The following is a 12,682-nucleotide window of genomic DNA, read 5'->3' on the forward strand; positions in this document are numbered from 1 at the left end:
ACCACCCGGCCCTCCCTACATGTTCAGAAAATTCCTACCCAACCTCTCGGAAGCGTCCTACTTGCCGCCCACCACCATGGAAAACATGATCGGCTCTTGTGTCCCAGAGGAAGCAGCGCATGCATCCACACACCCGCACCACTGCCGAGCTGCGCAGTACCCTGCGCGAGCTGCTGGCTCATGATGTCAGCAACCCTGACGATGACCCGCACCTGTCGGGCGTACTGTTCTTCTGTGCCACCGACGAGCGCACGCGAGGGCTGATCGAACGCATCGAGTTGCTGGCCAGCGACTTGTTCTTCGACGCCTGCGGCCGCCTCATCGCCCACCGCATCCGCGCCGTTGCCGTCGAGGGTGTGTCCATCAAGCAAAAACGCAAAGCCCCCGCCGACGAGACCGTGATCCGCATTTCGCTGCTAAACAAAGGGTACATCACGGTAAGTACCGCACGATTCTGAAGCCAACAGCCAACTCCGACACCGCCGCAACGCTGTCGCTCAATGCTTACTTTGCCTTTGCCTTTGCCTTTGCCTTTGCTTTTGCTTTTGCTTTTGCTTTTAAAGCGCGCGGTAGCTCAGTCACCGCAAATTGCGACTTCAGGAGGCCGAGCGCAGGTCTTGCGGAGGGAGGTGACGGGCATGGATGCCCGTCAAGCGCTTCGGCCCATGGATGGGCCGTGAGCGCGGTCCTCCCGGGAGCAAGGCCGGAGCGAGGGAACCCCGAAGCGAAGCGTAGGGGCCGGATGACGGGAGCCGGCGGTTTTTGGTCCCTTTTTGCCAAGACAAAAAGGGACCCGCCGTAAGGGCGGAAAGGTGAGTAAGCGCCACCATGGCAACCGGATATGCCCACCCGAATCAAAGCCCCCCAACTTCTATCTTGCAGCTTGCAGCTTGCAGCTTGCAGCTTGCCGCTAACCTAGTGCCCAACCAACCTAGCCCGATACCTCCCCGGACTCTCCCCCGTCCACTTCTTGAACGCCCGATGAAACGCACTAGGCTCCTGAAACCCCGCCTGCTCGGCAATTTCAGCAATGCTCATCACCCCCTCCCGCAACCGCTCGAACGCCATGGCACGCCGCACCTCATCCTTGATCTGCTGATACGAACGCCCTTCGCGCTCCAACTGCCGACGGAAAGTACTGGCACTGATACCCTGCCACTGCGCCATGGCCGCCAGCGTCGGCCATTGCCCATAGCGCCGGGCACGCAGATACCGGTACACCTGCGCCACCAACCCATTCTGATTGCGAAACCGGATGACCAACCCCTGCGGCGCACTCCGCAGGAAAGTTTTCAGACCCGCCAAGTCCTGAACCACCGGCAAACGCAAGTAGGCACTGTCGAACTCCACCTCGGTACGCCCGCTGCCCAGGCGCAAGTCCGGGCCCCACAGCAGCAAGTCGTCGTCCTGTGCCGGGCGCGCCACGGCAAGCTCAGTGCGGTCGATGGCCAGACGGCGCCCGGCCAACCAGCACAGCAGGCCCACCACCAGCACAAGATAGGTCTCCTCGGCATACACCCGGGTCAACGGGTCGGCAATGTCAGAATGCACACTGATCACCGCCCGCCCCGCGCGCACCGTCAGGTTGCCCCGCAGGTCACGCAGAAACAGGCTGAAATTGCCCAGGCATTGGCGCAGTGCCTTGTCCAGGTTCGGTTCCTGAATAAGGCCGCGGCAGATCAAGGCAAAGCTGCCCAGCGGCATGCCATGGCTGTCCAGGCGAAAGAACTCATCGTCCAGCAGCTGGATCTGCGTCAGCCATAGCTGGGCGAACGCCTTGGCCGGTACCCGGGCCTGCGGCTGGTCGAGCACCGCCGGGTCGATGCCCACCGCACGCAAATGCGCATCACGCACCCCGGGCTGGTCGCGCAGGGCATGGAACATGGCATTGAGAAAGTACACCGCGACCGAATCGCTATCGCGCATGGCGTTATTCGCTGTCTATGCTGAGTGGCAAAAAGTGCCAGGTTGACTGAACAGATCCGGCATAGGCTGGCACAGGGCCTTTGCCTAGACTCGGACTCAACGAGGGAGCGCCAACCATTCTCGCAGAGCCTGGCCCGCTCCCGCCATGCCTTCGCAATCGGAGCTTCTATGAGCAGCGCAGAAATCTACGTCGTCAGTGCCGTCCGTTCCGCCATCGGTGGTTTTGGTGGCTCGCTCAAGGACCTGCCCCTGGCAGACCTCGCCACCGCCATCAGCCGCGCCGCCCTCGAGCGCTCGGGCGTAGCCCCTGAGCAGGTCGGCCATGTGGTGATGGGTAATGTCATCCCTACCGAACCACGCGATGCCTACCTGTCGCGGGTCGCCGCGATGAACGCGGGTATCCCCAAGGAAACCCCGGCGTTCAACGTCAACCGCCTCTGCGGTTCGGGCCTTCAGGCCATCGTTTCCGCCACCCAGTGCCTGCTGCTTGGTGATGCCGATGTGGCCATGGCCTGCGGTGCCGAGTCCATGAGCCGTGGCCCTTACCTGCTGCCGCAGGCCCGTTGGGGTGCGCGCATGGGCGACCTGCAAGGCATCGACTACACCGTCGGCGTGCTGCAGGACCCGTTCGAACACTTCCACATGGGCATCACCGCTGAAAATGTCGCCGCCAAGCATGGCATCACCCGCCAGATGCAGGATGAACTGGCCCTGACCAGCCAACGCCGCGCTGCCCGCGCCATCGCTGAAGGCCGCTTCGCCAGCCAGATCGTGCCGCTAGAGCTGAAAACCCGCAAAGGCACCGTCGAATTTGCCATTGACGAACACGTGCGCGGCGATGTGACCGCCGAGCAGCTGGCCGGCATGAAAACCGTGTTCAAGAAAGACGGTACCGTGACTGCCGGCAACGCCAGCGGCATCAACGACGGGGCTGCCGGCCTGGTGCTGGCCACCGGTGACGCCGTACGCCGCCTGAGGCTCAAGCCGCTGGCGCGCCTGGTGGCCTACGCCCATGCCGGCGTCGAACCGGAGCTGATGGGCCTGGGCCCGATCCCGGCAACACGCAAGGCGCTGGAAAAGGCCGGCCTGAACATCAGCGACCTGGACGTGATCGAGTCCAATGAAGCCTTCGCAGCCCAAGCCTGCGCCGTGGCCCAGGCGCTGGATTTCGACCCCGAGAAGGTCAACCCGAACGGGTCCGGCATTTCCCTCGGCCACCCCGTGGGTGCCACCGGGGCGATCATCGCCACCAAGGCCATCCATGAACTGCAACGCATCCAGGGCCGTTACGCGCTGGCCACCATGTGCATTGGTGGCGGCCAGGGCATCGCCGTCGTCTTCGAGCGCGTTTGAGGGGGCTTGCAGCATGAGCATTGAACAGATCGCCGTGATCGGCGCCGGCACCATGGGCAACGGCATCGCGCAAGTCTGCGCGGTGGCCGGCTATCAGGTGCTGCTGGTGGATGTCGCCGAGGCCGCGCTGGCGCGCGGCGTAGCCACCCTGAGCAAAAATCTGGAGCGCCAGGTCAACAAGGGCACCCTCGATGCAGCGCGCGCCAGCGCAGCGCAAGCGCGCATCCACACAAGCACCGACTATGCCCGCTTGAGCACTGCGCAACTGGTGATCGAGGCGGCGACCGAAAACCTGCAGCTCAAGCAACGCATCCTCCAGCAAGTGGCTGCCAACGTGGCGCCCGATTGCCTGATCGCCACCAACACCTCGTCACTGTCGGTGACCGAACTGGCGGCCAGCATCGAGCACCCCGAACGGTTCATCGGCGTGCACTTCTTCAACCCGGTGCCGATGATGGCCCTGGTCGAGATCATTCGTGGCCTGCAAACCAGCGAGGGCACCTATGCCCAGGCGCTACTGGTCACCGAAAAGCTCGGCAAGACGCCGATCACTGCCGGTAACCGCCCGGGCTTCGTGGTCAACCGCATTCTGGTGCCGATGATCAACGAAGCGATCTTCGTGCGCCAGGAGGGCCTGGCCAGTGCCGAGGACATCGACACTGGCATGCGCCTGGGTTGCAACCAGCCTATCGGCCCCCTGGCGCTGGCCGACCTGATTGGCCTGGACACCCTGCTGGCGATCATGGAGGCGTTCCATGAGGGCTTCAATGACAGCAAGTACCGCCCGGCCCCCCTGCTCAAGGAAATGGTCGCGGCCGGCTGGCTGGGGCGCAAGAGCGGCCGCGGCTTCTTCACCTACTGAGGAGCGGACAGCATGCCCCCGGTCAACGCCGCGATGCGCTGTGCCAATTTTGAAGAGCGGCGTGACCGTGCCATGGCGCTGTTCGCCGAGAAAGGCTTCGGCCAGGTGAGCATGCGCGAACTGGCGGCACACATTGGCTTGACCGCCGGTTCGCTGTATCACCACTTCCCGAGCAAGCAGGACTTGCTGTACGACCTGATCGAAGAGTTGTACGAGGAGCTGCAGGCAACCCTGGAGCCTGGCCGCCGCGCCATGGCGAGCGGGCGGTCAGCGTTGGCCTGCCTGATTGCAGCGCACTGGCAACTGCATGCTGAACGCCCCCTGCAGTTTCGCCTGGCTGCCCGGGACTTCTGCTGCCTGAGCGAAGCGCAGCAAACGCGCCTGGCGTTGTTGCGCAAGCGGTATGAGGCCGGGTTGCTGCGGTTGATCGCACCACAGGCGAAACTCCCCGACGCGGCATTGGCGGCGACGGCGCAGGTGGTGGCGACCTTGCTCAACCAGTTGCCTGGGATGCTGAAGGCGTTGCCTGAGGACCAGGGGTTGGGCTTGATGGAAAGCCTGCTGGTGGGGGGGATAGAGCGAGCATTGCGCTAGGCTTTGTACGAAAAGTGCCTGCGCGACGATCATGCTGCGTTGAAAGCAGGCTCGGAATGCTCATTTACACCCCGTAAACTCCGCTTCCTCGCCGGCTTTCGCCTTGCCTGATCGCCGCTCGGCGACTTTTCGTACAAACCCAAGGCGCTACCTCTTCACCACCTCAGCACACGCGGACCAAGCACTGCTCCGATCAGGGTGGGCACCGACATCCCCAGCACGTACCAGGTCGCCCAGAACGGCACCTGCATTTCCGGGCAGTGCAGGCAGTAGACCACCGTTGCGGTCGAACCGGCGAGCAGGCCGGCTGCGGCGCCAGACTGGCGCAAACGCGTCGGCGCCAGGCCACGCAATGCCCAGAACAGGGTGATGAACACCGGCACGCACAGCAGCGTGATATTCAGCGCACAGGTGCGCCAGGTACGCCCAAAAATCAAATCGGCACGGGCTTCGACCGGAGCCCCGAACAGGCTGATCGCCGCGCCCAGCCAGACCACCAGCAACGGCAGCCCGAGCAGCTGCCACGCTATCCCGCCGCGCACACCGGGCCTGGCCAGACGCTGGGTCAGCCACAGCCCGAGCAGCGCCAGGCTGGTGGGCAAGGCCAGCTTGGCCCAGAACAGCGGCGTACGCACCACTTCGCCCAGGTCGCTACGCACGCCATAGAAGGCGACCGTCATCAGCACCGCAGCCAGTGTGCCTGCAAGCAACGCCAGCGCCAGGCGCCGTGCCAGCGCGTGACGGTCCACCGGCCCTTCACCGGCGGCCAGCAGGGTAATCAGTTCTTCAGTCTTCATGCTCTTCACTGCCTCGAATCAGCCTGGCAAGCGCCTTGAGCCCCCGGTGTATCCCCACTTTGACCGCCGAACTGGACAGCCCGGTAATGCGCGCAGTCTCCTCCACCGACAACCCCTCTAACTTGACGTGGACGATCGGCAAACGCTGGCGCTCCGGCAACCGCTCCAGCAGCTTGGCAAGGTCGCGACTGGCCTGGGCCGGCGCCTCCTCGCTGACGGCGAACAGGCCACTGTCGTCCTCCAGCAGGTCATGCAACGCGTCGTGGCGCGCATAACGGCGCAGGTAATCTGCCAACTTGTAACGGGCAATTGCCTGAACCCACGCCGTCAGCGGCTGTTGCGGCTGGTAGGTGTGACGTGCGTTATGCACGGCCAGCAACACTTCCTGCAGCACGTCTTCGATTTCGGCCGGGCGCTGGTACAGGCGCCGGCGCAGAAACCCGCGCACATGCAGCGCCAATGCCGCAAGAAACTCGCGGTAAGCCTGCGCATCACCCGCCAGCCCGCGCAGCAGCAAAACCTGCAACTGCCTCTCGCGTGCGCCGAGCGTGTCTTGAGTGTTAGTTCGTTGCATGGGGCGCCAAGGTTACACCGTCTGAAGTTTTTTCTTTCATCGAACCTTAGCCGCTGCTGCGCTTTTCAGCGCCCCGCTCAGGTCAGATGCAGCACCCTGAAAATATTTTCGCGTGCCTGTAACCCGAGCAGCGGCCACCGCGAACTAGTCCATGAGCCTGGTACATCACCACGGCCCCATCCTCTGGAGACACCCCCATGAATAGCCTCGCCCTTACCACTGCCGCCCTGGCCCTCGCTTCCATGGCCAGCGTCGCCACCGCCGCCGATACCACCAGCAATGGTGCGGCCATGGAGAAATGCTACGGCGTTGCCATGGCCGGCAAGAATGACTGCAAAGCCGGTGCCGGCACCAGTTGCGCAGGCAGCTCCAAAAAAGACTACGACGGCATGGCCTGGAAAAACGTGCCGGCAGGCACCTGCACCTCGATCAAGACGCCTAACGGCATGGGTTCACTGACCCCGATCAAGTCTTGAGCAGAGGCCGCCGACCATGAACTCGACTGCCTCTCTGGGCGCCGGGCTGGGGCTCAAGGCTGAACACTTTGCCCAAGCCTTAGCCTGCAACGCCGATGGCCTGTGGTACGAGGTGCATCCAGAGAACTACATGGTCGGCGGGCCGCGCCTGGCGTGGCTGCAGCGCATGGCCGAACGCCATGCGCTGTCGCTGCACGGGGTGGCGCTGTCACTGGCAGCGGACGCCGAACCCGACCCGACCCACCTGCGCCGGTTGCGCACGCTGATCGACCAGGTGAAGCCGGTGCTGGTCTCGGAGCACCTGGCCTGGTCCACCTGGCGTGGTCAGTATCACCCCGACCTGCTGCCGTTCCCCCGCAGCCACGAAGCCCTGGTACGCATCAGCGACAACATTCTGCGCACCCAGGATGCCTTGGGCCGTGGCATCGCCATTGAAAACCCCAGCCACTACCTGCACCTGCAGGGGCACGCGCTGGACGAAATCGACTTTCTCGGCGAACTGGTGCGCCGCACCGGTTGCACGCTGTTGCTGGACATCAACAATGTTCATGTCAGCGCCCACAATCTGGGTTTCGACGCCCAGGGCTACCTCGACCGCTTCCCGGCCCATGCCATCAGCGAAGTGCACCTGGCCGGCCACAGCCACGACGAGCAAGGGGCACTGCTCATCGACTCGCATGATGCAGCCATCGCCGAACCGGTCTGGGCGTTGTACCGCCGGCTGATCGCGCGCATCGGCGCGCGCCCGACATTGATCGAGCGCGACGGCAACCTGCCGGCCTTCGACGAACTGCTTGCCGAACGGGCCATTGCCCAGGCGGCACTCGACCACGCAGGGGCCTTGCCATGAACCTGCCCCTTGCCCAGTTCCAGGACGCCTTCATCGACGCCCTCTGCCAGCGCCCTGCCCCGCTGCTGCAGAGCCTGACCTGCCAGCCGGCGTTCGCGGTCTACCGCAATACCGTGATGGCCGGTTGCGTGGACGCATTGCGAGCCAACTTTCCCAGTGTCGAAACCTTGGTCGGTACCGACTGGATGCAGCAAGCGGCGGCGGCCTACGCACAGCACACGCCACCCGACGACCCGCGGCTGATTCGCTACGGCGCCACGTTCGCCGCCTTTTTGCAAGACAGGCAAGCCAGCCACGGGCTGCCGTACCTGGCTGACGTCGCGCGCCTGGACTGGCATTGGTGTGAAGTGTTCTGCGCCATCGAGCAACCTTGCCTGGCCCTGACCGACCTGGCAGGCATGACGGCCAGTGACCTGGGCCGTAGCCACCTGCGGCCGCGCCAGAGCGTGCGCTGGCAATGGTTCGACGCGCACCCGGCACTGAGCCTGTGGCGCTGCAGCCGCCAAGGCCTGCCATGGCCCCAGTCACAACCCTGGGTGGCAGAAGGCGCACTGTTGAGCGCCGACCAGGATGGCGTGAACCATCAGCCACTCGAGGCCGGTGGCTGTACCTTCCTCGATGCCTGCGCGGCCGGTCACTCACTGGAAGGCGCCTCGCAGCTCGCCCTGCAACGCCAGCCTGACCTCGATTTCACCAGCCTGCTCGGTCGCCTGATGCAGGCCCGGGTCTTTCTCCCGCTTTCATTCGAATGAAGGAACGGCCATGGACACCCTACGCCCACCTGCCCCCCCCCTTGGCCTGCGCCAACGCTGGAACACCCTTGCCGACGGCCTGCAACGGCTGCTCAGCGACAGTGCTGTGTGCCTGATAGCGCGGCTGGGTATCGCCGCGATCTTCTTCCTGTCAGGCCGTACCAAGGTCGAAGGCTTGCTCAGCATCACCCCCAGTACGTACGACTTGTTCCACACCGAGTATGCCCTGCCGCTGCTTTCGCCCTGGCTCGCAGCCCACCTGGCGACCTACGCCGAACACGTGTTCCCACTGCTGCTGGTGCTGGGCCTGTTCACCCGGCTTTCGGCCCTTGCCCTGCTAGGCATGACGGCAGTCATCCAGGTATTCGTCTACCCGGATGCCTGGCCTACCCACCTGTCCTGGGCCGGCCTGCTGCTGTTGCTGGTAGCCCGGGGTGCCGGCGCTTTGTCACTGGACCGATTGCTAAGGCTGCATTGAACCCACCCGGCCAGCTACCGTTGGGCAGCGGCAAGGTGTTGTGAGAAACACACTTGCAGTGAAGCCCCCCAAGCCGCGGATTTCCAGCCTTGCGGTGTCGACCCACAGGCGCGCCAGGTGACCGCAGACTATCGCCAGCAGATGCAGATCCTCAGGGAGCAGGCAGGGCTGAACAGGTAGGCAACGAACCGCGCATGGCACGCTGCGGCGCCCTTGCCGGTTGCATGTGACCGGGCATACGTGCAAGGGTAAAAAAGGAATACCCGTCAAAACAAAGGAAGCGAAGCACCCCATGCCAGGAATCACACGTATCCATCGCTATTTGCGCTCACTGTCTGCAAACCGATCTGCAGCCAGTGGGCGTGAAGTCAAACAAGGCGCCCGAGCTGCCTCGAAGCTCGCAGACATCCTCTGCACTCCCCGCTCTGTCCCCCCTTACTTCTACGTCGCGCCGGTGCGCGGCCCTGTCGATCGCCTGCCCCCTACCTGACAACTCAAGCCGCGTTTTTTCGCAGCGCTCGCTTGTACCCGTGTGCAAGCCGAGATGAATCACGACTCAACAAGGGGCAATAGCCAATGATCTTTTTTCAAGGCAAACGCATTTTCAGCGCCATCTTCGATATGGATGGCACCATGTTCGACACCGAGCGCCTGCGCTTCAAGACGCTCAAACAAGCGTCTCTGGAAATTTCCGGCAAGGCGCTGAGCGAGCAGACACTGATCGGTTCGCTGGGCCTGAGCGCGAAGAAGGCCGAGGCCCTGGCCAAGGTGCACAACGGTGACGACTTCCCGTACGCGCAGATCCGCCAGCGCGCCGATGAGCTTGAACTGGAGTACGTGCGCAACCACGGCGTGCCGATCAAAGCCGGCTTGCTGGAAGTGCTGGAGCGGCTGCGCAAGTCTGGCCTGACCATGGCGGTCGCCACCTCCAGCCGCCGGGCCATTGCCGAGGAGTACTTGATCAACGCCAATGTGCTCAAGTATTTCGACATCACCGTGTGTGGCGACGAAGTCAGCCAAGGCAAACCCCACCCCGAAATCTTCCTGCGCGCCGCCACCGCCCTCAACTGCGAGCCGAGCCAGTGCTTCATGGTCGAAGACTCGGAAAACGGCATGCTTTCGGCCATCCGTGCCGAAGGCCAGGCGATCCTGATCGAAGACATCAAGCCGCCGGCCGCTGAAGTCAAAGCCGGCGCGCTGAAAGCCTACCGCAGCATGACCGAATTCCTCGCCGACTTAAGCGAATGCGTGCCTGACTTGGGCATGCCGCAGCTCGAGGAGCCCTTTCCAGCGTCACTGAACCAGTTCCGTGTCGGCATTCACGGGTTCGGCGCCATCGGCGGCGGCTACCTGACCCAAGTGTTTTCCCATTGGGACGGCTACACCCGGCCGTGTGAAATCATCGCGGCCACCCGCTCGCGCATGCTCCGCGAAACCGTCTCTGCGTTTGGCCGCTACAGCGTGCGCTACGGCGCCACCTCGTTCGACCAGACCATCGAGAATGTCCGCATGATCGACATGGACGATGCCGAGGCGGTGATCGACATGTACAACGCGGCAGAAATCGTCGGCCTCAGCCTGCCGGAGCAGGCCATCCGCAAACAGGCCAAGGTGATTGCCCAAGGCCTGCTGCGCCGCTTCGAGCGCCGGGGCCGTGACCTCACCATCCTGATCGTGCTGAACAAGATCGGTGGCGCCGCGTTCGTGCGCTTGCACGTACAGGCGGAGCTGGAATTGCTGTGCGCACCAGACATCACGCAACAGATCCTGCAAAAAACCCATTTCGCGGAGACGGTGGTCAGCCGCATCGTGTCCAAACTCAGCAACGAGGCCCTGGTCCGTCAGTTGCGCATCAAGTCGCAGATGTTCCAGAACAGCCTTGACGACGAGCCTGCACCGGTCAGCAAACCCTCCGCACCCGTACCTGAATACGAGCGGCTGATCTGCCGCTTCCGGCCTTTCGCGCAATCGAGCAACGCGATGAGCCAGTTGCACCTGATCCTGTTCAACAGCGAGCCAGACATGCCGTTGTACGTGGAGCGCGGCAGTGACCTGCTGGAGCGTCTGCGCCAAGTGAAAACGGTCGCTGACATCGCCCAGATCCAGGTCATCAAGAACCGCCTGTGGAACGGCCCTCACGCCATCATTGCCTGGTATGCAAGCGTGCTGGGCTATGACTGGGTTGGCCAGGCCATGGGCGATGAGCGGGTCAGTGAACTGGCCGAGCGCTTGATCAGCCAGGAGGTCGCACCGGCACTGGTGGCTGAGAATGCCGACATGGCAGAGGCGGTTCGCGATTTTGCCAGCACCTTTCTGGAACGCTGCAAAACGTCGTTCAAAGACCCCTGCTCGCGTGTCGGGCGCGACCCACTGCGCAAACTTCAGCGCAACGAGCGCATCCTCAGCAGTATCGACCTTGCCCACAAGCACGGCATCGAAACCCCTGGCCTGGCGTTCGGGGCTGCGCTTGGCATTCACTATGCGTTGCGTTGCAACGACAGCAAGGACCTCGAAGCGCAGACCATCAAACGCATCTACCAGCAGAACGGTGAATGCGTCGAGGCTGTGCTGACCCATAAGGGTGATTACAACGGCAAGCCTTACCCAGGGATGGACCCCGTTGCCGACGCGGCGCTGATCGAGGCCATTGCAGGGAATTTCAGGCAATTGCAGCAGGAAGAGAATGCGGTGATGTCCGCGGTGAATTAAGCCCAGGCTTGTGTCGCCTGTGAGATCGGCAGTGCGTGATCTCACAGGCGTCCAGGCGCCCGGGGGCTGCAAACGCCGACAAAAAACCAAAATCCGATCGACCTCTTGCGCCCACTGGGCGTCCGATGCACTGCACGTGCGAATTCACTCAAGGGCAACCAGGAGGCCAATCGCTCATGAACGATCGCATCATCGAATTTTTCACCGACACCACTGTGTTCGGTATTTCCATCCTCAACCTGCTGCTGGCGGTCGCGGTCGCCGCACTGACCTTTGTGGCCGCACGGGCGGCCATCAGTTTTCTGCTCAGGCGGGTGCAACGCTGGTCCGTGCATGACGGTGCGCTGAGCCATGTCATGGCCAAAGTACTGTCCGGCACCAGTAACTCCCTGCTGTTCCTCGCTTCTGTGCTGGTGGGCCTGAGCATGCTCGACCTGCCCGAGCGCTGGCTGAGCCGGGTGGGCAGCCTCTGGTTCGTGGTGGCAGCGCTGCAGATCGGCCTGTGGGCCAACCGCGCCATCGGCCTGGGCCTGGGCCGCTACTTCGCCCGGCACGGCACCCCAGGCCTGAACCAGGGCAGCGCCCTGGCTACCCTGGCCGGCTGGGGCGCACGCGTGCTGTTGTGGTCGGTGGTACTGCTGGCCATGCTGTCGAACCTGGGCGTGAACATCACCGCCTTCGTCGCCAGCCTGGGCGTGGGCGGCATTGCCGTTGCGCTCGCTGTGCAGAACATCCTCGGCGACCTGTTCGCCTCGCTGGCGATTGCCGTGGACAAGCCATTCGAGGTGGGCGACTTCATCGTCATCGGCTCACTGTCCGGCACCGTCGAGCAAGTCGGGCTGAAGACGACGCGCATCCGCAGCCTGGGCGGTGAGCAGATCGTCATGGCCAACGCCAGCATGATCAGCAGCACCATCCAGAACTACAAACGCTTGCAGGAGCGGCGCATCGTCTTTGAGTTCGGGCTGTCTTACGACACCCCGACCGAGGCCGTGAAAAAAGCCCCGGCCATCGTCGAGGAGGCGATCAAGGCGCAGGACCAGGCACGCTTCGACCGCGCCCACTTGCGCGGTTTCGGCAAGGAGGCATTGGAGTTCGAGTGCGTCTACATCGTCAAGGACCCAGGCTACAACCTCTACATGGACATTCAGCAGGCCATCAATTTCCGCTTGCTCGAACGGTTCTCCAGGATCGGCGCCAAGTTCGCCGTACCCGTGCGGGCAATCAAGGTCACAGCGCTGCCGCAAGGGGCCGAGACCTTCGGCCACAGTATCGAAGAGCGGGGCTTCAGAGAGGCTTGAGCTCCAGCCC

At 63.4% G+C, this 12,682-nt stretch carries 13 protein-coding genes; 10 read left to right on the forward strand and 3 right to left on the reverse strand.

The genetic code is table 11. From position 1 onward, the window contains the following. Positions 1-119 precede the first annotated feature (119 nt). Positions 120-458, forward strand: a complete 339-nt coding sequence (locus ACIPZC_RS04515) for a hypothetical protein (protein WP_400625117.1) — start codon at positions 120-122, stop codon at positions 456-458. Between the two features lie 457 nt (positions 459-915). Here ACIPZC_RS04515 and ACIPZC_RS04520 read toward each other — a convergent pair whose 3' ends face one another. Next, entirely contained in the window at positions 916-1,926 is a 1,011-nt protein-coding gene (locus ACIPZC_RS04520) for an AraC family transcriptional regulator ligand-binding domain-containing protein (RefSeq protein ID WP_400625119.1), read from the reverse strand. 168 nt (positions 1,927-2,094) lie between these two features. Between ACIPZC_RS04520 and ACIPZC_RS04525 the strand changes: the two genes are divergently transcribed. The 3 genes from ACIPZC_RS04525 to ACIPZC_RS04535 are packed head-to-tail and all read left to right on the forward strand — an operon-like array spanning position 2,095 to position 4,735. Beyond that, positions 2,095-3,279, forward strand: coding sequence for an acetyl-CoA C-acyltransferase family protein (locus tag ACIPZC_RS04525; protein ID WP_400625121.1), 1,185 nt, complete (start codon positions 2,095-2,097; stop codon positions 3,277-3,279). Positions 3,280-3,292: 13 nt separating this feature from the next. Further along, positions 3,293-4,141, forward strand: a complete 849-nt coding sequence (locus tag ACIPZC_RS04530; RefSeq protein ID WP_400625123.1) for a 3-hydroxybutyryl-CoA dehydrogenase — start codon at positions 3,293-3,295, stop codon at positions 4,139-4,141. 12 nt (positions 4,142-4,153) lie between these two features. Then, the gene (locus ACIPZC_RS04535) at positions 4,154-4,735 is read left to right on the forward strand and encodes a TetR/AcrR family transcriptional regulator (protein WP_400625125.1); all 582 of its coding nucleotides are present in this window, start codon (positions 4,154-4,156) and stop codon (positions 4,733-4,735) included. 155 nt (positions 4,736-4,890) lie between these two features. Here the strand turns inward: ACIPZC_RS04535 and ACIPZC_RS04540 are convergent, their stop codons facing one another. Both ACIPZC_RS04540 and ACIPZC_RS04545 read right to left on the reverse strand, forming a co-directional pair. Further along, positions 4,891-5,532: a DUF1109 domain-containing protein gene (locus tag ACIPZC_RS04540; protein WP_400625127.1), complete on the reverse strand. Its 642-nt coding sequence runs from the start codon at positions 5,530-5,532 to the stop codon at positions 4,891-4,893. Continuing rightward, positions 5,522-6,106, reverse strand: a complete 585-nt coding sequence (locus tag ACIPZC_RS04545; protein WP_400625129.1) for a sigma-70 family RNA polymerase sigma factor — start codon at positions 6,104-6,106, stop codon at positions 5,522-5,524. Before ACIPZC_RS04545 ends, ACIPZC_RS04540 begins: the two co-directional genes overlap by 11 nt. A 197-nt stretch (positions 6,107-6,303) precedes the next feature. On the opposite strand from ACIPZC_RS04545, the gene ACIPZC_RS04550 reads away from it, so the two are divergent. From ACIPZC_RS04550 to ACIPZC_RS04575, 6 genes are all read left to right on the forward strand, one after another. Continuing rightward, positions 6,304-6,582, forward strand: a complete 279-nt coding sequence (locus ACIPZC_RS04550) for a DUF2282 domain-containing protein (RefSeq protein ID WP_267823175.1) — start codon at positions 6,304-6,306, stop codon at positions 6,580-6,582. Between the two features lie 16 nt (positions 6,583-6,598). Then, positions 6,599-7,432 (forward strand): DUF692 domain-containing protein, encoded by an 834-nt coding sequence (locus ACIPZC_RS04555; RefSeq protein ID WP_400625131.1) that lies wholly within the window; start codon positions 6,599-6,601, stop codon positions 7,430-7,432. Continuing rightward, positions 7,429-8,184, forward strand: coding sequence for a DNA-binding domain-containing protein (locus ACIPZC_RS04560; RefSeq protein WP_400625133.1), 756 nt, complete (start codon positions 7,429-7,431; stop codon positions 8,182-8,184). The genes ACIPZC_RS04555 and ACIPZC_RS04560 overlap by 4 nt, the downstream gene beginning before the upstream one ends. Positions 8,185-8,194: 10 nt before the next feature. Continuing rightward, positions 8,195-8,662, forward strand: a complete 468-nt coding sequence (locus tag ACIPZC_RS04565) for a DoxX family protein (RefSeq protein WP_349974279.1) — start codon at positions 8,195-8,197, stop codon at positions 8,660-8,662. Between the two features lie 576 nt (positions 8,663-9,238). Beyond that, entirely contained in the window at positions 9,239-11,371 is a 2,133-nt protein-coding gene (mtlD, locus tag ACIPZC_RS04570; protein WP_400625135.1) for a bifunctional mannitol-1-phosphate dehydrogenase/phosphatase, read from the forward strand. A gap of 176 nt (positions 11,372-11,547) precedes the next feature. Beyond that, positions 11,548-12,672: a mechanosensitive ion channel family protein gene (locus ACIPZC_RS04575; protein ID WP_400625137.1), complete on the forward strand. Its 1,125-nt coding sequence runs from the start codon at positions 11,548-11,550 to the stop codon at positions 12,670-12,672. The last annotated feature ends 10 nt before the right edge of the window (positions 12,673-12,682 follow it).

The sequence above is a fragment of the Pseudomonas sp. NPDC089743 genome (assembly GCF_044748785.1).
GTDB lineage: Bacteria > Pseudomonadota > Gammaproteobacteria > Pseudomonadales > Pseudomonadaceae > Aquipseudomonas > Aquipseudomonas putida_X.